This is a genomic window from Paenibacillus sp. LPE1-1-1.1, from assembly GCF_040676435.1.
Classification (GTDB): domain Bacteria; phylum Bacillota; class Bacilli; order Paenibacillales; family Paenibacillaceae; genus Pristimantibacillus.
Genome location: NZ_JBEGHY010000001.1, coordinates 1552209 through 1571953, shown reverse-complemented (window position 1 = coordinate 1571953; position 19745 = coordinate 1552209). Strand labels below are relative to the sequence as shown.

The window sequence follows — 19745 nt, the reverse complement described above, 5'->3', positions numbered from 1 at the left end:
CAGCCACACAGCAGAAGAGGGGGAAAGCAGCGTGATTCAAAGGAAAACAAGGTGGGCTTTAGCGCCATGGTCACTTACCGACGAAGATAAAGCGAAGGTTCTGGCATCCAAGCTGGGCTTGCCGCCTCTGGTGGCAAAGCTGCTTGTGCAGCGCGGCTTCGATGAACCTGAAACAGCAGAGCGTTTTTTGCGCGGCGGCATGGAGCATTTTCATGATCCTTACTTATTGCTTGGAATGAAAGAAGCGGTTGAGCGGATCAAGCAGGCAGCCTCGGCCAACGAGAAAATACGGATTTATGGGGATTACGATGCCGACGGCGTATCAAGCACTTCGCTGCTTGTGCATGTCTTTCGCTCTTTAAATTATAATTTTGATTATTATATCCCTCACCGCGCTTTGGAAGGGTATGGATTAAACAACAAAGCAATCGAGCTTGCGGCCAAAGAGGGCATCAAACTCATTGTGACGGTGGATACTGGCATCAGCGCCGTGCATGAGATTGCCTATGCAAGGCAGCTGGGCATTGACGTCGTTGTAACCGATCATCACGAGCCCCCAGAGCATACGCCCGATGCCTGCGCTGTGGTGAACCCGAAGCAGGAAAACTGCGGTTATCCGTTCAAAGGATTAGCAGGCGTCGGCGTCGCATTTAAGCTGGCGCATGCTTTGCTGGAGCGGCCGCCGCTCGAATGGGCAGATATTGTCAGTTTGGGCACGATAGCCGATTTGATGCCGCTGAAGGATGAGAATCGGATACTGGTCCGTTATGGATTAGAACGGCTGCGCAGTCATGCAGGGGTCGGCTTTCGGGCATTGGCGGAGGCAGGCGGCATAGAGCTGGATACCATTACGGCTACAGGGGTTGCATTTGGAATGGCTCCCCGCGTGAATGCAGCCGGCAGGCTGGACCATGCGAAGCGGGCGGTAGAGCTGCTAACTACCGAAGATTACGATAATGCGATTTTGGCCGCAATCGGTCTGGACAGCTTGAATAAGGAACGGCAGCGCGTGGTGGAGAGTATCGTAAAGGAAGCCGAGCAGCAGTGGCAGGCCAAAATGGCGTCGGCTGAGGCGTCAGGCACAGCGTCCCCGCCGGTCATTGTCCTTGCAGGCGAAGGCTGGAACGTCGGCGTCATCGGCATTGTAGCCTCCAAGCTGCTTGAACGGAATTATAAGCCTGTTATTATTCTCGGAATTGACGAGCAGACTGGGATGTGTAAGGGCTCTGCGCGCTCGATAGAAGGCTTTGATCTGCATGCGGCGCTTACGGCATGCGAGGAGCTGCTCGACCATTACGGCGGACACCAGGCCGCTGCCGGCATGAGCCTGCATCGTGACCGGTTGCCTGCTCTCGAGCAGCGTCTCGGGGAATTGGCTGATGCATGGCTGAGCGCCGACGATTGGATTCCAAAGACAGCCGTAGACCTTGTATGTTCCGTAAGCGAAGCTACGCTGGATACCATTACCGAGCTTTCGCAGCTCGAGCCTTTCGGGATGGGTAATCCATCGCCAAGACTGCTCTTTCCGCGTACGGAGCTGGCAGACCGCCGGACGATCGGCAAGGAATCAAAGCATCTGAAGCTGTCACTCGGAAGCGGGCGCCGTTTATTAGACGGAATCGGCTTCAGCATGGGAATGCTGGCGGAGGGGCTCAAGCCCGGCAGCAAGATCGACGTGATCGGCGAATTATCCGTAAATGAATGGAACGGGCAGCGGAAACCGCAGCTTCAACTGCATGACATGCATTTTGATCCCGCGGCGGAACCTTTTCCGGAACGCGAGGATTTCGGCAAAGTATATCAGCATCTCAAGCAGCTCAGCCAAGCGCCGCTTGATGGATTAACCGTTCAATTATCCAAGCAAAGCGGTTTATCCTTGGCGACGGTAGAGCTCATGCTGGACGTATTTGAGGAGCTGCAGTTTATTGCGCGCAGCAACGGGCTGATGAGCGCGGCACCAACGCCTCAAAAAAGGGATTTAGCAAGCTCGGAACGTTATCGTCATGCAAAAGAACAGTTTGAAGCTTCACAGATGTCGTTTGCCAGTCATAGATCATAATGAATAGTTAGAAATGGAAAGGGTTGACTTCACGTGTCCAATACACAATACAACTTTAAAGATTACATCCGGGTAATTCCTGATTTCCCGCAGCCAGGCATCCGTTTCAAAGACATTACTACGCTTTTGAAAGACGGAGGGGCTTATCGCGCCGTTATTGAAGCAATGCGTGCCGCGGTTCAGCACATGAAAATCGATATTATTGCAGGACCGGAAGCACGCGGCTTCGTTGTTGGCGCACCGCTTGCGTTGGCATTGGGCGTCGGCTTTGCTCCGATTCGCAAAAGCGGCAAGCTTCCAGGCGAAACCATTACGGCCAGCTATGATCTGGAGTATGGCAATGATCAGCTTGCGATGCACAAGGATGCGATTTCACCCGGACAGCGCGTTCTCATTGCCGATGATTTGCTGGCAACGGGCGGAACGATTGCAACATCGATGAATTTGGTCCGCCAGCTTGGCGGAGAAGTGGTCGGCGCCGCTTTCCTAATTGAGCTTGCATACTTAACAGGCCGTGAAAAGCTTGACGGTATCGAAGTTTTCTCCTTAATGACATACGAATAAATTACGCGGTATCGACTGCACGCACCTGCACCGCCTGTTACTTCCATCGCATAATGCGGGGAGGCCAGGCGGTTTTATTTTATTAAGGTAGGTCTCCGGTAGTTGACGCGGTACTGGTATTACAGGCATAATATTATAAAAACTCGGAAAACGCATGAATGGGATCCGCCAGGAGTGTAATCAGAAAGGGACGTTTCATGGGCATTGAGCATTTACTCGAGAAGGCATCCGCCTATATGAAAGAGCAGGACCTTATACGCATCCAGGAAGCCTATGACTTTGCGGAGCAAGCCCATCACGGCCAAGTGCGGAAATCGGGAGAGCCGTATATTCTGCATCCCGTAGCGGTTGCGGATATTCTTGTTGATATGCAGATGGACGTGCTGTCGATTATCGCGGCATTGCTTCATGATGTCGTTGAGGATACGACCGTAGATTTGCAGACGGTTCGTGCGAAATTTGGCGAAACCTGCGCAATGCTGGTAGACGGTCTAACCAAGCTCGAAAAAATTCAATTTCGTTCAAAAGAAGAGCAGCAGAACGAAAATTACCGTAAAATGTTTGTCGCGATGGCTCAGGACATCCGTGTCATTCTTATCAAATTGGCCGATCGGCTGCACAATATGCGTACGCTTAAATTCCAGTCGGAAGAAGCGCAGCGGCGCATTGCATATGAAACGTTGGAAATTTTTTGCCCCATTGCCCATCGCTTGGGTATTTCAGCGATCAAATGGGAAATGGAAGATATTGCGCTCCGCTATTTAAATCCGCAGCAATATTACCGTATTGCCAATCTTATGAAGAAAAAACGCGCGGAGCGTGAACAGTTTATTGAGGATGTCATCGGAAGGATCACGGAGAAGCTTGAGGAAATGGGCATTGAAGGCGATATTTCCGGTCGTCCGAAGCATCTTTACAGCATTTATAAGAAAATGACCGATCGCAACAAGCAGTTTACCGAGATTTACGACCTGCTTGCGATTCGGATTATCGTAGATAATATCAAAGATTGTTATGCGACGCTGGGTATTATCCATACGCTTTGGAAACCGATGCCAGGCCGCTTCAAAGACTATATCGCGATGCCGAAGGCGAATATGTACCAATCGCTGCATACGACGGTTATCGGGCCTAATGGCGAGCCTACGGAGGTGCAGATCCGAACCTGGGAAATGCATCGTACATCCGAATACGGTATCGCTGCCCATTGGGCTTACAAAGAGGGAACGCTTGTACCAGGCGGCAATTTCGAGGATAAAATGTCATGGTTCCGTGAAATTTTGGAGCTGCAGCATGAGGCGCGCGATGCCTCCGAGTTTATGGAATCGCTCAAAATGGACTTTTTTGCCGATCTCGTATTCGTGTTTACGCCGAGCGGGGAAGTCATTGAGCTTCCTGCGGGCTCCGTGCCGCTCGATTTTGCCTATCGAATCCATACGGAGGTAGGCAACCGCACAATCGGCGCGAAGCTGAACGGCCGGATCGTCCCGCTTGACCATAAGCTGAAAACAGGGGATATCGTCGAGATCCTGACGTCGAAGCATTCCTACGGCCCAAGTCAGGATTGGGTCAAAATCGCCCAGTCCTCGCATGCGCGGAGCAAAATCCGGCAGTGGTTCAAGAAAGAGCGGCGCGAGGAGAACGTATCGAAGGGCAAGGACTTGCTGGAGCGCGAGCTGAAGCGTCTCGGACTTGAGCCCTCGGCTTGGCTGCAGGACGACAAGCTGCAGGAGGCTGCGTCGAAGTTTGCTTTCAATGATATCGAAGACATGATGTCTGCCATCGGATTCGGCGGGATTACGGCTGCGCAAATCTGTACCAAGCTTACGGAGAAGATGCGCAGAGAGGCGGAGCTGGCCAACCAGCTTGAGCTGACGAGCGAAGTGAAGGAAATCAAATCACCGGGCAACCGGAAGCCAAGACCGAATCAAGGCGTTACGGTAAAGGGCATCGATAATTTGCTCGTTCGCTTTGCCCGCTGCTGCAACCCCGTGCCTGGCGATTCCATAGTTGGTTACATCACGCGCGGCCGCGGCGTTTCCGTCCACCGGATGGATTGCCAGAACATTCCTTTTGGCGATCAGGGCGAAGAGGGCGAACGCGTCATCGAAGTGGAATGGGAAAATTCGATCGACGCGAATTACAGCGTAGATATCGAGATAACGGGCAATGACCGCAGAGGCCTTTTGAACGAGGTGCTGCAGGCCGTTTCGGAAAGCAAAACGAATATTTCGGCTGTAACCGGACGCTCGGTTAAGAACATGTCGCTCATTCATATCACGGTGCTTATCCGCAACATCGAGCATCTTACCTCAGTGGTGGAAAAAATAAAACGCGTACAGGATATTTATTCCGTCCAACGGATTATGCAATAAACGATTGGCATGGGTAATAAGGCAAGCGGAAGCGCATATCGGAGGTTCTGAAGGCTGTGAAGGTTGTCGTTCAACGGAGTAAACAGGCAAAGGTCGTCATTGACGGAGAAATCGTTGGTTCCATAGATTCAGGTCTCGTGCTGCTGGTCGGCATCACGCACGAGGATACGGAAGCAGACGTAAAGTGGATGGCGGAGAAAGTAGTGAACCTGCGGATTTTTGAAGACGAATCAGGAAAAATGAATCATTCCGTCGCCGATACCGGAGGACAGCTGCTTTCCGTATCGCAGTTTACGCTTTATGGCGACTGCCGTAAAGGCAGAAGGCCCAACTTTATGGCAGCTGCAAGGCCGGAGCAGGCAGAGAAGCTTTACGACAGCTTTAACGGTATCCTTCGTTCCATGGGGTTAGTCGTGGCAACGGGGCGTTTTGGCGCGATGATGGAAGTAGAGCTCGTTAACTCGGGACCGGTGACGTTAATTTTGGAAAGCGGTATGTAAGAAGGCCGTTGCGGGAAACAATAGACAATAAGCTTTGCAGGCAGATTAAGAAATTTGCGCAAGCTTAATGTGATATTGGAGGAATACCGCGCATGCATCAATCACGCAAAGAGCAAGGCATCGAACGGGTATCTCGAAGATTGCTTCATCCCGACCGCAGAGAAGCGAAAGTCTTTGCTGAGCTTGAGGATGATATTGAAGCGGCTGAAGAATGGGCAGGCTTTCCGCAGCACCCGCGGCGGGATCATCCGAGTCATTTATAGGTGGATTAATCGCCGTCCGAGTGAACAGCTCGGGCGGTATTGCGCATTTAGGGCAAGCAGCCTTGCCTGAGTACGCAATAAGCAGGCAATCGCCGTAAAAACGCTTTCGAAATTGTAACATTACTGTAATCAATCTCTAACTTTCCTTTAACATCATTAACCTATAATAGAACTCGACCCCCTTTTTAAAAATATATTTTACTTTTGGACCTACAAACATGTTTTGTAGGTTTTTTTCTGCCCACTGAACGGGGATGTTTATGACAAGGCAGAACGATCTTGACTTTAACCTTTTGCAGAGGTAAAATTAATCCTCAGTATAGATATCGATTCATTGATGGGACAAAGTAATTCTTCACGCTATATCCAGAGAGGGATGCCACTAGGCTGCAAGCGTCCTTATATCGGCAGAATGAACAGACTTCCCGGAGAACAGACGGTGAACGGCGGCAAGGCGCAAGCAACAGGCTTCGCGACTGACGCATAGTAGCTGGACTGCGGATGACGGACGTTAACCGTCTTTGAGCGGGCTGTTGCATAGGATGCAGGCTCGAAATGTGGGTGGTACCACGGGAGATTCACTCTCGTCCCTTATGGCGCAAGCTGTTAGGAACGGGAGTTTTTTGCGTTTTCCGAACTTTAAAACATTGATTACGGGGGCAGGAGGGATATTACAATGGCATTTCAGAAAATGCCGGGCACGCAGGATATTTTGCCTGGCGCGGTAGAGAGATGGCAGTATGTGGAGCAGAAAGCGCGCGATATTTGCCAGCGCTACAACTTCCGTGAAATTCGCACGCCGATCTTTGAATCCACGGAGCTCTTTCAGCGGGGGGTCGGTGAAACGACCGACATCGTTGAGAAAGAAATGTATACCTTTACGGACCGTGGCAATCGCAGCCTGACGCTGCGACCGGAAGGAACGGCCGGCGTTGTGAGATCTTATGTGGAGAATAAGCTGTACGGGGAACCGGACGTGTCTAAGCTGTACTATATCGGACCGATGTTCCGGTATGAACGGCCGCAGGCTGGACGTTACCGCCAGCTGCATCAATTTGGGGTCGAGGCTTTAGGTTCCGTTGATCCGGCCATCGACGCAGAGGTTATCGCGCTTGGTTATACCTTCTATACGGAGGTAGGCCTCAAGGGAGTACGAGTTGAGATCAACTCCGTCGGGACTCCGGCAGTCCGCGCTGTTTTCCGCGAGCGCCTGCTAGCTTTTCTTGAACCGAAGCGGGAGCTGCTTTGCAAGGATTGCCAGTCGAGAATCGACCGGAATCCGCTTCGCGTTCTCGATTGCAAGGTTGATCAAGAGCATTTTACGGACGCGCCATCCATTTTGGACAGCTTGGACGAGGAATGCCAGATTCATTTTGATAAAGTGAAAATGTACCTTACCGATATGGGCATTCCTTATGAAATCAATCACCGGCTCGTGCGCGGTCTCGATTATTACACGCATACGGCCTTTGAATATAAGGCAGAAGGCATCGGTACGATTGATACCGTCGGAGGCGGAGGCCGCTATAACGGCTTGGTCTCAGAAATCGGCGGACCAGATCAGCCGGGTGTCGGTCTGGGGCTTGGGCTCGAAAGAACGATTTTGCTGCTGCAGCATCAAGAAACGGAATTGCCTGCTTTTAACCAGGTTGACGTTTATGTGGTTGCTCTCGGCGAGGCGGCGGAGCGCGAGGTTACGAAGCTTGTTTACCAGCTTAGGCAGCGGGGAATTCGGGCAGAGCGCGATTATCTCGGACGCAAGATGAAGGCTCAGATGAAGTCGGCAGACCGTTTGCAAGCCCGCTATACCGCTATACTTGGCGATGATGAGCTTGCGCGCGGCGAAATTTCGCTGAAGGATATGGCGAAAGGCGAGCAGCGCGTCGTAGCCCTGGATAAACTCGCTGATGACATCAATGGTTAATGATCTATCCATAAATATTCTAACTAAACGAGGAGCATGAAAACTATGTTGTTGAAAACACATCATTGCGGACGCTTAACGAAAGCGGACGTTGGTCAAACGGTTATTCTAAACGGCTGGGTACAGCGTCGCCGCGACCTTGGCGGCGTGCTATTTATTGATTTGCGTGACCGTTCGGGCATTGTACAAACGGTATTTAACCCTGATTTTTCCGGCGATGCCCTGGCAATTGCTGACCGCGCGCGGAACGAGTTCGTGCTTGCGATTCAAGGTACGGTCGTTGAGCGTGATGCAGAAACGTACAACGCAAACCTGGCTACAGGTGAAATTGAAGTGCGCGTTACGAAAATCGAAGTCATGAATGCCGCAAAAACGCCTCCGTTCCCTATCGAAGACGGCGTAGAGGTGGATGAATCGCTTCGCTTGAAATACCGTTACCTGGACCTTCGTCGCCCGGAAATGCAAAAAACGCTGTTCCTGCGCTCCAAAGCAGCTAAGGTATTCCGCGATTTCCTAGACGGAGAAGGCTTTATCGATGTGGAAACGCCAATTTTGACGAAAAGCACGCCGGAAGGCGCCCGTGATTACTTGGTGCCAAGCCGCGTGCATGAAGGCGAATTTTTTGCCCTGCCGCAATCGCCGCAAATTTTCAAGCAGCTTCTCATGGTAGGCGGCATTGAGCGTTATTATCAAATCGCCCGCTGTTTCCGCGATGAGGATCTTCGTGCGGACCGTCAACCGGAATTCACGCAAGTCGACATCGAGACCTCCTTCCTTTCGCAGGATCAATTGCTTGCAATGATGGAAGAACTGACAGCTAAGCTTCTGAAAGAAACGGTCGGAGTAGAGCTTGAGCTTCCATTCCAACGTATTACGTATGCGGATGCGATGAATAAATACGGTTCTGATAAGCCTGACCTTCGTTTTGGCCTTGAAATTGAAGATATTACGGATATCGTATCCGGCAGCGAAGTGAAAGTATTCGCAAGCGTAGCGGCAGGCGGCGGTGTTGTCAAAGCACTGAATGCCAAGGGCTGCGCAAGCTGGAGCCGCAAGGAGCTAGACGACCTGCAGCCGTTCGCTGCCCGTTACGGCGGTAAAGGCCTTGCTTGGATTACGGTGAAAGACGGAGAATGGCGCGGTCCGATCGTGAAATTCCTTAAGCCGGAAGAAATTGCTGCCCTAACCGAGCGCCTGCAAGTAGAAGACGGCGATTTGCTTACTTTCTCTGCGGATAAGAAGAAAGTCGTTTCGGATGTTCTTGGCAACCTTCGTTCGAAGCTAGGCAAAGACCTCGGCTTGATCGACGAATCTAAATTCAAATTCGCTTGGGTTGTAGATTTCCCATTGCTTGGATGGGATGAGGATGCGAAGCGTTATGTAGCCGAGCATCATCCGTTCACGCGTCCGAATGAAGAAGACCTTCATTTCTTCGATACGGATCCGGGCCAAATCCGCGCGCAAGCCTACGATCTTGTTCTGAACGGCTATGAAGTCGGCGGCGGTTCGATGCGTATTTATAAACGTGAAGTTCAAGAGCAAATGTTCAAAGCGCTGGGCTTCAGCATGGAAGAAGCGCAAGAAAAATTCGGCTTCCTGCTGGATGCATTCGAATACGGCACGCCTCCACACGGCGGTATCGCTTTCGGCTTCGACCGTCTGGTTATGCTTCTTACTGGTCGTACGAACCTGCGCGAAACGATTGCGTTCCCAAAAACGGCAAGCGCGACGGATCTGCTTTGCGATGCGCCTTCCGAGGTCGAGCTTTCGCAGCTTGAGCAATTGCATATTCGCACTGTGATTAAGCCTAAGCAGCCTGTAGCGGCAGCAGCCGCAGCACCTGCTGGGGAAACAAACGAAAAATAAGCATTCAATGCTAAGGAGGCGGCAGCCTGATGCTTCACCAATTTTCACGTACGGAGCTGGCGATTGGGCCAGAAGGGCTTGCGCTAATGAAGGGGAGCACGGTTGCCGTGCTCGGCATCGGAGGCGTTGGCGGCATTGCCGCTGAAGCGCTCGCGCGCACAGGCGTTGGACGAATTATCCTTGTCGACAAGGATGTAGTCGATATTACGAACGTTAACCGGCAGATCCACGCGCTGACAACGACGGTCGGCCAGCCTAAGGCTGAGCTTATGCTCGACCGGATTAAGCTTATTAATCCGGAGTGTGATGTCGTTGCGCTCCGTATGTTCTATACGGAAGAAACCTACGAGCAGTTTTTCGAGTATCCTCTCGATTACGTTGTGGATGCCTCGGATACGATTTCGTATAAGATTCATCTCATTAAACAATGCTTGGAGCGGAAAATACCGATCATCTCAAGCATGGGCGCAGCCAATAAGATGGACCCGACCAAGTTTCAGGTCGTCGATATTTCCAAGACGCATACCGATCCTTTAGCGCGGGTCATTCGTACGAAGCTGCGCAAGGAAGGCATCAAGCGCGGCGTGAAGGTCGTATTCTCGACCGAGCTACCAATGAAGCCGCGCGAGGATGTCACGAAAAAAATCGTTCCGGAAAATGCGCCGGAGATTCGGAAAGCCAAGCAGCCTCCGGCAAGCAACGCCTTTGTTCCGCCGGTTGCCGGTCTCATTATGGTCAGCGTCGTTGTGAATGACTTGCTGGCAGCAGGCGGGATCGAGCTATGAACGAAGCGCTGGCGAAGAAGCTGAGACTGGCGCCGGAGATGAAGGCGCTGGTGCTGAATCCGCCATCTGAGCATTATTTGACCGAGCTGGGTTTAAGCAAAGAAGCAAGCGTCGCAGATGCGGAAGGGCAATATGATTTTGTGCTTTTGTTCGTTTTGAATTTGGCTGAGCTGGAAGAGCATGCGCCTGCAGCTATTCAGGCGGTCAAGCCGGATGGATTGTTGTGGATCACTTATCCGAAGAGTTCCTCCAAGATCAAGACGGATATTAACCGGGATACGGGGTGGAGGCTCATGCTTACCTTTCACGTAGAGGGCGTCGCCATGATTGCCATGGACGATATCTGGTCTTCGATGCGCTACCGTCCGGCATGTGCTGCCAAAAGCGGTACAGGCCGCCGGACAGCTTATGCCGCATTGGAAAGCTTGTCGATAGGCAGGGTATCCACGTCTTCGCAATCGGAAGAGGAGGCGGTGCTGCCGGAAGACTTCGCAGCAGCCCTGCAGGCCTCAAACGCAGCTGAGCAGTTTTTTCGCGGAAGTCTAACGACAGCGAAAAGACGAGATTTTGTAAAATGGATCACCGATGCGAAACGTGCAGAAACACGTGCGAACCGCGTTGCAGCCTCCGTTGATAAGCTGGAGAGAGGCCTTAAATCTCCATTTGATAAATAGGTAATGAGATATAGCCGTTTCGCGGTTAAAGCTGATCCAGCTTTTTCCCGCGATTCGGCTTTTTTCATGGGAAGCCGTCAGCGTTTAAGCCGCAAATCTGGCGAACAAATGTGCTTGTATGCTATGATCGGTATAACAGATGGCAGAAGGTTGGGGAGCAGGATGGACTTATTTTCTTATCAAGAAGAAGAATTGCCGCGTGCCAGGCTGCTTGCGGATCGTATGCGGCCGCAGACATTAGACGAATATATCGGGCAAGAACATATAGTAGGAGCAGGCAAGCTGCTGCGCAGAGCCATAGAAGGCGATCAGGTGTCCTCCATTTTGTTATACGGGCCGCCAGGCTGCGGCAAAACGACGCTTGCCCATATCATTTCCTTGCGGACGGCCGGCAATTTCGTGAAGCTGAACGCGGTGGATGCTTCGGTTAAGGACGTGCGGGAGGTCATTGATCAAGCCCGTACGAATAAAGCGATGTACGGCAAGAAGACCATCCTATTCTTAGATGAGGTGCATCGTTTTAATACGGCGAGGCAGGATGCGCTGCTTCCAGCCGTTGAGCAGGGCATTATTATTTTTATCGGGGCAACGACGGAAAATCCCTTTCACCATGTGAACGGGGCGCTTTTGTCGCGTTCGACTTTGTTTCAGCTGGAGGCGCTTGGCGAGGGGCATGCCTACGAAGCGATGAGACGGGCGCTGGCCGATCGGGAGCGCGGTTTAGGCTTTATGGATTTGCAGGCAGATGAAGACGCGCTGCGGCATATTGCATCGATGGCGGGCGGGGACATACGCAGGGCGCTTAACGCGCTTGAGCTGGCCGCGGTCACAACGCCCTCGGAGATGGACGGCTCTGTGCGGTTAACGCTGGAGGTTGCGCAGGAATCCATACGTAAGCCATCGATCCGAGCAGACCTATCGACGCAATATGACGTGTTATCGGCCTTTCACAAAAGCGTTCGCGGCTCGAGCGATGCCGCGCTATTCTGGTTTTTGTACGCGGTCGAGAAACTCGGCATGGACCCGATGACCTTCATCAGGAGGCTGATCGTGGCATGCAGCGAGGATATCGGCCTAGCCAATCCCCAGGCGATGATTCAGGCAGTTACGGCCATGGATGCTTATCACAAGATCGGCTGGCCGGAAGCGAAGTACAACATCTCGCAGGCGATTTTATTTGCGGTGGAAAGTCCGAAATCGAACGCGACAGCAATCGCCATAGGCAATGCCGAGGCGGCAATTGAACGCGCGGGAAGTGCGGAGGTGCCGCTGCATCTGCGGGATACCCACTACAAGGGCGCGACCCAGCTTGGGCATGAGGGGTACCAGTATCCGCATAACTTTCCTAACCATTATGTGAAGCAGCAATATTTGCCTAACTCGCTCGGGAACATGACGTTCTACAAGGCCACCGAGCAGGGCATGGAGGATAAAATCAAGCAAAACCAGCAGAAACGGAAATAACAGCTCGGCAATATAAACGAAAAGGCTGCCCTAGACGAGGATTCCTCGCGGGCAGCCTTTTTGGCATGGGCTCAAAAAACAGATTAAGCGATAGAAAACATAAGGCCGTAATAACCGAAAACCGCCGTTAATATCCCCATTAGGAAGGCAGGGATCAGCTTATTGGCACGATACATCCAGAGCAGGCCGGCAGCCATAAGAAGCGCGGCGGCAAACATAAGCAAGCTCTCCAAGTGAAGCGTGAAATTCAGCGTGATATCTGGGCTGAAGCTGCCTTTGTAAACGGTTGTGAACAAAGGCGACGGAGAAACGGTTTGCAGTGTTTCCTTTACCGTATGCGGCGGTGTCTGCTGTCCAAGCACGCCGGTTGCGGCCAGCACGAGCATTGCAATGACGCTCTCCGCCTTCAGCCAGCGTCTAGGATTGAAGGATGGATTGCTTATTGCTGCTTTTTTGTAGCCGAAGCCATTGGAGTACGCAAATAAAAGCAAAGGCAGGATTAATAAATGCTTAATCAGCAGCATCTGGCCGTAGGGCAGCATCCAGGCGTTCACGTATTCAGGCGTCGTGAACGACATGAGGATAATGCCTGCTAACAGCGTCATGATGACGGAAATGATCGCAACAGGCGAAAACCAGCGCAGAAACGCATGCCAGTTAGCGTCATCCTTGGCAAACCAGCTCGTTACGAACAATATCCCGATCCAGACGCTAACCGCGAGAAAATGGGTCGCATGCGTGAGCAGCCCCCTATAACCGTAAAGCGATGAAGCATGTCCCGCATAGCCTAACCATACAATTAGCAAAAAAGTAACAAACAACGCTACTTTTGGCATATGCTTGTCGCCCCGGAACGCTTTAAGCCCTAGTAAAAATGCGAGGCCTGCCGAACCGATCGCCGTCCACAGCCAGGCTTTTCCCGTATTGATATCGAGTAATATGCTTTTTAGGATGGAGCCGTAACTCATGTCGAAGTCCTTGCCAAAGACAAGGGCTAACTTATGGATCGGTACATACGACAGAATCGGTATCGCTACTGCGCATGCCAGCAGCAAGCCGTTCGGCACATGAATCGCGGGCCTTCTATCCTCCGGCACGAGGCGCAGCAGCAAGGAGCCCGTTAAAATTGCGAAGCAAATGTATAAAAGGCCTTCGCTGATGTAAATCATTATTTACGCCTCCGCATAAACAAAACGATTGCTGCTGCGGCAATAATTGCCCCTACGATGATAGCGGGGGTATAGTTCGTGCTGTCACTGCTTGGCTCGGAAGCGATACTTCCATCTCCGGCGTTTGTATTCGTATCAGTCGTTGGCGAAGGTGAAGCAGTATCAGCAGGAGGTTCTGTTGCAGCTTCTGGCTCTTGAGTCGGCGTCTCCGTTGCGGCAGGCGCTTCCACGGTAAAGGAATAATCGCCTTCCACAGAATGGCCGTCCGCACCGATAATGGCCCATTTAACCGTATAGATGCCGTTAGTCAGGGGAGCGGGTACGGCGCCGCTCATCGTCATTCCCTCGACTTCGACTTTTTCCTTTTCCATTTCCTCGCCGGCGGCATTCACGATTTTGAAATTGCTCAGATTCTCGATCTTGGTGTTAAAGGTCAGTTCTATTCGCTCAGGCGAGACGGTAATCGTCGCATCCTGTCCGGGTACGGCATTTTCCAGTTTGGAATGGGCTAAAGCGACGCTTGGCAACAGCCACAGCGCGGCAAGGCAGATCAATAATATTCGTTTCATTCGTAAACCTCCTGCATCGTTTAGTGAAGAGTTTGCAACTCAAGCTGATTGCATTATAACAGATTCCGCGAAGCGGTTGCTTTACATTAAATGATCAATTCGTTGCGGCTTTATGAACATTTGTTGTAGCGCACTCCCGCGGCTGCATCAGAATTGCAAAAAGCGCACGGAAAATCAATGTATTATGGATAACCAGTGACGAATACACATAACTACAGTCTTTACAAAAGGCTTACCCTGGGGCTTTACCGTTTGAAGCGGCGGCTCGGCATCTTGGAGAGATCCCACATTACACAAAGATCGCCGTATCTTTGTTCCAAAAGGAGGTGCGCCTGCCATCGCAATTTGTCAGTCCTATTGCGAAGGGCAGGAATTCGTTGAATGACCCCATGCCGATTGGTTTGTCCCTGCTGCTTATTTTTTTGTTCGTCTTTATGAACGGTTTTTTTGTTGCTGCCGAGTTTGCAATGGTAAAGGTCAGGGGAAGCCGCATCGATACGCTTGCCTCCGAGGGGCATTCCCGCGCAAGGCTGGCAGCTCATTTGACTGGAAATTTGGACGCTTATTTGTCAGCATGCCAGCTAGGCATAACGCTTGCCTCGCTTGGGCTTGGATGGATCGGAGAGCCGGCTATCGCAAGAGTGATCGAGCCTTTTTTTGGATATCTCGGCATACGCAGCGAAGTGATCATCCATACTTTATCTTTTATACTTGCGTTTACCTTTATAACGGTGCTTCATATCGTGCTCGGGGAGCTGGCTCCAAAAACGGTCGCAATCCGCAAGTCGGAATCGGTTACGCTGTTAACCGCAACGCCGCTTATATTCTTTTACAAGTTGATGTATCCTTTCATCTGGGTGTTGAACGGGATGGCCAATCAATTGCTCCGAAGGCTTGGGGTTGAGCCGGCGACCGAAAAGGATTCCGCGCACACGGAGGATGAAATTCGCATTTTGATGAAGGAGAGCCATAAGAACGGGCTAATCGACAATACCGAGCTTACACTCGTCGATAATATATTCGATTTTGCGGAAACGACTGCACGTGAAATTATGATTCCCCGTACCGAGATGGTATGCCTAAATACCAACCATTCGTTAGAGGAAAATAAAAAGCTCGCGCTGGAGCAAATGCTGACGCGTTATCCGGTATGCGAGAACGACAAGGATAATATTATCGGCTTCGTGCATATCAAGGATTTGCTGAAGGATACGCTGCAGAGCCTGCAAGATATAAGGCAAATTACGAGACCTATAACGACTGTGCCCGAATCCATGCAAATCAGCACGCTGCTCAAGCTGATGCAGAAACGACGATCGCAAATTGCGATCTTGATCGATGAATACGGGGGGACCTCCGGCTTGGTCACATTGGAGGACATCATGGAGGAAATCGTTGGCGAAATCCAAGACGAGTTTGACGAGGAACGGGAGCCGCTTGAACGCAGGGATGACGATACCTTCTCCGTCAGTGGCTTGATGCTGATTGAGGAAGTAAACAGCTTTTTTGGCCTCGATATCGAGACGGATGATTACGATACGATCGGCGGCTGGATCTATTCGAAAATCGAAATCCCTCCGGTTAATAACCAACGGGTCAATTACGGCGGCACGTTCGAATTCATTATTGAGGAAACGGATCATCTTCGGATTTCCCGCCTTCTTATTCGCAGGATCGATGGACGCAAAGCAGAACGGGAGGATCAGCATTTCGGGTGATGAAGGAGCATAGGGAAAAGAAAAGGCTGCCAAGCACACTGTAGAATGTGCTGGCAGCCTTATTTGGCGCTGATGCTGTTACGCTTGCGTGGCAAGCGCCGAGGCGGAATCGATTTTTTGTACCGTTTCGATCGTACCGCCGCCAAGGCAAACCGCTCCGTCATAGAGCACGACAGCTTGTCCCGGCGTAATGGCTTTCTGCGGTTTGTCAAAAACGATATGCGCCGTCCCATCCTCAAAGGCCGTTACGGTTACGCCTTGATCGGGCTGGCGGTAACGGAATTTGGCCGTGCAGCGGAGGGGCTTATTGCCGTGATCGGCCGGAACGATCCAGTTCATTCCACTGGCCGTTAAGCTCACGGAGTAGAGGCTTGGATGATGCTCGCCCTGTACGACATACAAAATATTGCGCTCCAAATCCTTGTCGGCCACGAACCATGGCTCGCCTGAGCCCGAGCCGCCGATGCCGAGTCCTTGCCGTTGTCCGAGCGTATAATACATCAGACCGTCGTGGCGGCCTTTTTTCTCGCCGCTTTGAATGTCGATCATGTCGCCCGCTTGTGCCGGCAAATAACCGCTAAGGAATGTTTTGAAGTTTCGCTCTCCAATAAAGCAAACGCCGGTGCTGTCTTTCTTCTTAGCCGTATACAAACCGGCTTCCTCCGCAATGCGGCGCACCTCGGGCTTCGGAAGATGCCCGATCGGAAACATCGCTTTCGCAAGCTGCTTCTGGTTCAGAGCGCTGAGGAAATAGGTTTGGTCCTTATTGGAATCGACGCCGCGCAGCAGCCTCGTCACTCCGTCCTCCGTCCGCTCGACCTGTGCATAGTGCCCAGTCGCCAGGTAGTCGGCGCCAAGCTCCATCGCCCGCTGCAAGAAGTCGCCGAATTTAATTTCGCGGTTGCACATTACATCAGGGTTAGGCGTGCGTCCGCGTTTGTATTCATCCAAGAAATAAGTGAATACCTTGTCAAAATATTGCCGTTCAAAATTAACGGTATAGTAGGGGATGCCGATTTGCTCACATACGCGGCGAACGTCTTCCGAGTCCTCTTCCGCCGTGCAATGACCGAATTCATCGGTATCATCCCAGTTTTTCATAAAAATGCCGACAACGTCATAGCCTTGCTGCTTGAGCAGCAGCGCCGTAACGGAGGAATCGACGCCGCCTGACATGCCGACGACAACTCTTGTCGAAGCTTTCGGTTTTTCCATTGTAAACACCACCTTGCTCGAATCAAACAACTATCATTGTATCATAGGAAGCAATATTTTTCATGAAGTAGTCAAGCTTTTTGCACACGGCGCTTGCGTGATATGTTAACATATAAGTGAAATGGGAATACAGAGAATTAACAGCATAGCAGTCCGAATGATGAATGAACCACTATAAAAACAAATAAAAGAGGTGCCACTTTGAAAATATCGACGAAGGGCCGTTACGGCTTAACCATTATGATGGAGCTTGCGGCTAAATTTGGCGAAGGCCCGACTTCTCTCAAAAGCATTGCGGAGCGGAATCAGCTTTCCGAACACTATTTGGAGCAATTAGTCGCACCGCTTCGAAATGCGGGACTCGTAAAAAGCATCCGAGGAGCTTACGGCGGTTATATTTTATCGAAGGATCCGGAAACCATCACATCCGGCGATATCATTCGCATTCTAGAAGGACCTATCTCGCCAGTTGACTTTACGGAAGAAGACGACCCGGCTAAACGTCAGCTATGGCTTAGAATTCGCGACAGCATTGCGGAGGTTCTCGATTCGACGACGCTTGCTGATCTTATCAATTTTGAAGATGAGGGCAAACCAGATAGCTATATGTTCTACATCTAAAGGAAGCTGACCTATGAAAATACATTATTTTGACCATGCCGCCACTACGCCCATGCATCAAGACGTCGCCAAAGCGATGCTCGAGGTGATGCAGGGACCAGGCGGCAATTCGTCGAGCATGCATGCTTTCGGAAGAGCTGCCAAGCAGAGGTTAAATCAATCCCGCGACTTGATTTCCGCTGCGGTCGGCTGCAAGCCGGCAGAACTGTTGTTTACTTCAGGCGGAACCGAAAGCGATAACGCGGCATTGATCGGTGCTGCCAGAGCGCAGCGAAAACGCGGGAAAACGCATATCATTACTTCGGCGGGCGAGCATCATGCCGTTTTGCATACTTGTGAATGGCTGGCCAAAGAAGAAGGCTTCACGTTGACGGTGCTGTCTGTTGACAAGGATGGCTTTACGTCGCCAGAACAGGTACGGGCAGCAATCAGGCCCGAAACGGGTCTCATTAGCATCATGCATGGGAATAACGAAGTAGGCACGATTCAGCCTATAGAAGAAATCGGTCGGATCGCTAAGGAAAACGGCGTGATTTTTCATGTGGATGCCGTTCAAACCTTAGGTTGGTTCGAATACCGGCTCAGCGAAATGCCGGTAGATTTAATGAGCTTCTCTTCGCACAAGATCAACGGTCCGCAGGGTGTCGGCGCGCTTTATATTGCTGCGGGCACTTCTCTTGAACCTCTCCAGCACGGCGGGTCCCAGGAAAGAAAGCGCCGTGCCGGTACTGAGAATATAGCAGGAATCGTTGGGTTTGCCGCCGCTGTTGACATTTGTGTGAACGAACGCAAAAAGAAGCAACCTTATATGGACGAGCTTCGTAAGAGATGGATAGAATTGCTTCATGAACATGTCAGGGTACCCGTCGTTATTAACGGCAGCGAGCAGAAGCATTTGCCACATATCGTAAATGTCAGCTTTATCGGCGTCGATACGGAAACGATGCTGATGAATTTAGACATGGAGGGTATAGCGGCTGCTAGCGGCTCGGCCTGCACCTCGGGCGCCCTTGAGAGATCTCATGTGCTGAGGGCGATGCAGCTGCCTGAAGAGCAAATTCTATCCGCTGTAAGATTTAGCTTCGGATTGGGGAATACTTTAGAGGAATTAGAAGATGCCGCACAAAAAGTTGGAACAATCGTGAGGCGTATTCGTAATAACTACTAGGAGGGCTCCGATTAAGCGTGATTAAACTTCAACGGCTTATTGGACTTCCCGTAATCGTCATCCATTCCGGAAAGCTAGTCGGAACCGTTAAGGATGCCTGGTTCGATGAGCATTGGCAGCTAAAAGGCCTGATACTCGATTGTGCCAAATGGTTTGCTTCAACTGTGAAAATAGTGGAGTGGTCCCACGTTCTGTCTTGCGGCGAGGACACCGTTATTATAGCAAATGAAGCAGCGGTCATTCGGAAGAAGTCGAAGCAATTGCTGCGTTCCTTAGAGACAGGATTGATTAAATTAAAGGATTTGCCCGTCGTAACGGTGCAAGGCATTCAGCTTGGCCGTGTGTCGGATGTTTATTTTTACCCAAATGAGGGTACACAAATAGTAGGCTACGAGCTTACGGACGGTTTTGTTTCGGATTTGATGGAAGGGCGCAAATGGCTGAGAGCGCCAAGCGATCCGGAAAGCGTATTGCTCGGGGAAGACGCGATTATTGTTCCTGCTGTCTGTGAAGCGGAATTGGAGCCTGTCGCAGCTTCCAATTTCAGAGGATAGGGAGAAATTAAATATGATGAGATGTCCGAATTGCAATTCGAAAGATATCGGAAAGATCGGTTCACACCAGTTTTACTGCTGGGGCTGCTTCATTGAATTGACGGTTAACGGTGAGAAAATGTCCGTTTATCAGGTTGAAGAAGATGGCACGTTAAGCTCGCTTGACGACTTGTTCTTCGAAGAGGAAATAACGCAAGTTCACGTTAATTGACGTGCTTTGCTATAAAGTTGAAAGCCAAAGGACGGTCGCTGACCGT

Annotated in this window: 18 protein-coding genes; 15 read left to right on the top strand and 3 right to left on the bottom strand. The window is 51.1% G+C overall.

Features of this window, described 5'->3' with window-relative positions; translation table 11 throughout:
• The first annotated feature begins 31 nt into the window (after positions 1–31).
• The 10 genes from recJ to MRBLPE1_RS06750 all read left to right on the top strand — a co-directional run bounded on the left by recJ (position 32) and on the right by MRBLPE1_RS06750 (position 12474).
• On the top strand, positions 32–2059 hold the full coding sequence (gene recJ / locus MRBLPE1_RS06795) for a single-stranded-DNA-specific exonuclease RecJ (RefSeq protein WP_364143174.1): 2028 nt from the start codon (positions 32–34) through the stop codon (positions 2057–2059).
• 33 nt (positions 2060–2092) lie between these two features.
• Complete coding sequence (locus MRBLPE1_RS06790; protein ID WP_364143171.1) at positions 2093–2623, top strand: adenine phosphoribosyltransferase; 531 nt, start codon at positions 2093–2095, stop codon at positions 2621–2623.
• A gap of 197 nt (positions 2624–2820) precedes the next feature.
• Complete coding sequence (locus MRBLPE1_RS06785) at positions 2821–4998, top strand: RelA/SpoT family protein (protein ID WP_364143168.1); 2178 nt, start codon at positions 2821–2823, stop codon at positions 4996–4998.
• 56 nt (positions 4999–5054) lie between these two features.
• The gene (gene dtd, locus MRBLPE1_RS06780; RefSeq protein WP_364143166.1) at positions 5055–5498 is read left to right on the top strand and encodes a D-aminoacyl-tRNA deacylase; all 444 of its coding nucleotides are present in this window, start codon (positions 5055–5057) and stop codon (positions 5496–5498) included.
• Between the two features lie 92 nt (positions 5499–5590).
• Positions 5591–5761 carry a hypothetical protein gene (locus MRBLPE1_RS06775; protein ID WP_308998498.1) on the top strand — a complete coding sequence of 57 codons (171 nt, stop codon included), beginning with the start codon at positions 5591–5593 and terminating at the stop codon, positions 5759–5761.
• Positions 5762–6437: 676 nt separating this feature from the next.
• Complete coding sequence (hisS, locus tag MRBLPE1_RS06770) at positions 6438–7685, top strand: histidine--tRNA ligase (protein WP_364143162.1); 1248 nt, start codon at positions 6438–6440, stop codon at positions 7683–7685.
• Positions 7686–7730: 45 nt separating this feature from the next.
• Positions 7731–9551 carry an aspartate--tRNA ligase gene (gene aspS, locus MRBLPE1_RS06765; RefSeq protein WP_364143159.1) on the top strand — a complete coding sequence of 607 codons (1821 nt, stop codon included), beginning with the start codon at positions 7731–7733 and terminating at the stop codon, positions 9549–9551.
• A 29-nt stretch (positions 9552–9580) separates the two neighbouring features.
• Positions 9581–10336, top strand: a complete 756-nt coding sequence (locus MRBLPE1_RS06760) for a tRNA threonylcarbamoyladenosine dehydratase (protein WP_364143156.1) — start codon at positions 9581–9583, stop codon at positions 10334–10336.
• On the top strand, positions 10333–11010 hold the full coding sequence (locus MRBLPE1_RS06755) for a YdeI/OmpD-associated family protein (RefSeq protein WP_364143153.1): 678 nt from the start codon (positions 10333–10335) through the stop codon (positions 11008–11010). Before MRBLPE1_RS06760 ends, MRBLPE1_RS06755 begins: the two co-directional genes overlap by 4 nt.
• 162 nt (positions 11011–11172) lie before the next feature.
• Entirely contained in the window at positions 11173–12474 is a 1302-nt protein-coding gene (locus MRBLPE1_RS06750) for a replication-associated recombination protein A (protein WP_364143150.1), read from the top strand.
• Positions 12475–12557: 83 nt separating this feature from the next.
• Here the strand turns inward: MRBLPE1_RS06750 and MRBLPE1_RS06745 are convergent, their stop codons facing one another.
• Both MRBLPE1_RS06745 and MRBLPE1_RS06740 read right to left on the bottom strand, forming a co-directional pair.
• The gene (locus tag MRBLPE1_RS06745) at positions 12558–13643 is read right to left on the bottom strand and encodes a copper resistance D family protein (protein WP_364143147.1); all 1086 of its coding nucleotides are present in this window, start codon (positions 13641–13643) and stop codon (positions 12558–12560) included.
• Entirely contained in the window at positions 13643–14212 is a 570-nt protein-coding gene (locus tag MRBLPE1_RS06740) for a copper resistance CopC family protein (RefSeq protein ID WP_364143144.1), read from the bottom strand. The genes MRBLPE1_RS06745 and MRBLPE1_RS06740 overlap by 1 nt, the downstream gene beginning before the upstream one ends.
• Before the next feature lie 377 nt (positions 14213–14589).
• Between MRBLPE1_RS06740 and MRBLPE1_RS06735 the strand changes: the two genes are divergently transcribed.
• Positions 14590–15930: a hemolysin family protein gene (locus MRBLPE1_RS06735; protein ID WP_364143142.1), complete on the top strand. Its 1341-nt coding sequence runs from the start codon at positions 14590–14592 to the stop codon at positions 15928–15930.
• Positions 15931–16008: 78 nt separating this feature from the next.
• Here the strand turns inward: MRBLPE1_RS06735 and mnmA are convergent, their stop codons facing one another.
• The gene (gene mnmA, locus MRBLPE1_RS06730) at positions 16009–17145 is read right to left on the bottom strand and encodes a tRNA 2-thiouridine(34) synthase MnmA (RefSeq protein ID WP_364143139.1); all 1137 of its coding nucleotides are present in this window, start codon (positions 17143–17145) and stop codon (positions 16009–16011) included.
• Positions 17146–17346: 201 nt separating this feature from the next.
• On the opposite strand from mnmA, the gene cymR reads away from it, so the two are divergent.
• Genes cymR through MRBLPE1_RS06710 form a run of 4 tightly spaced genes read left to right on the top strand, consistent with a single transcriptional unit; the run spans position 17347 to position 19699 of the window.
• Positions 17347–17766: a cysteine metabolism transcriptional regulator CymR gene (gene cymR, locus MRBLPE1_RS06725; protein ID WP_053374835.1), complete on the top strand. Its 420-nt coding sequence runs from the start codon at positions 17347–17349 to the stop codon at positions 17764–17766.
• Positions 17767–17779: 13 nt separating this feature from the next.
• Complete coding sequence (locus tag MRBLPE1_RS06720; RefSeq protein ID WP_364143136.1) at positions 17780–18934, top strand: cysteine desulfurase family protein; 1155 nt, start codon at positions 17780–17782, stop codon at positions 18932–18934.
• A gap of 17 nt (positions 18935–18951) precedes the next feature.
• Positions 18952–19488 carry a PRC-barrel domain-containing protein gene (locus tag MRBLPE1_RS06715; protein WP_364143134.1) on the top strand — a complete coding sequence of 179 codons (537 nt, stop codon included), beginning with the start codon at positions 18952–18954 and terminating at the stop codon, positions 19486–19488.
• A gap of 13 nt (positions 19489–19501) precedes the next feature.
• Entirely contained in the window at positions 19502–19699 is a 198-nt protein-coding gene (locus MRBLPE1_RS06710) for a hypothetical protein (RefSeq protein ID WP_139990934.1), read from the top strand.
• Positions 19700–19745 lie beyond the last annotated feature (46 nt).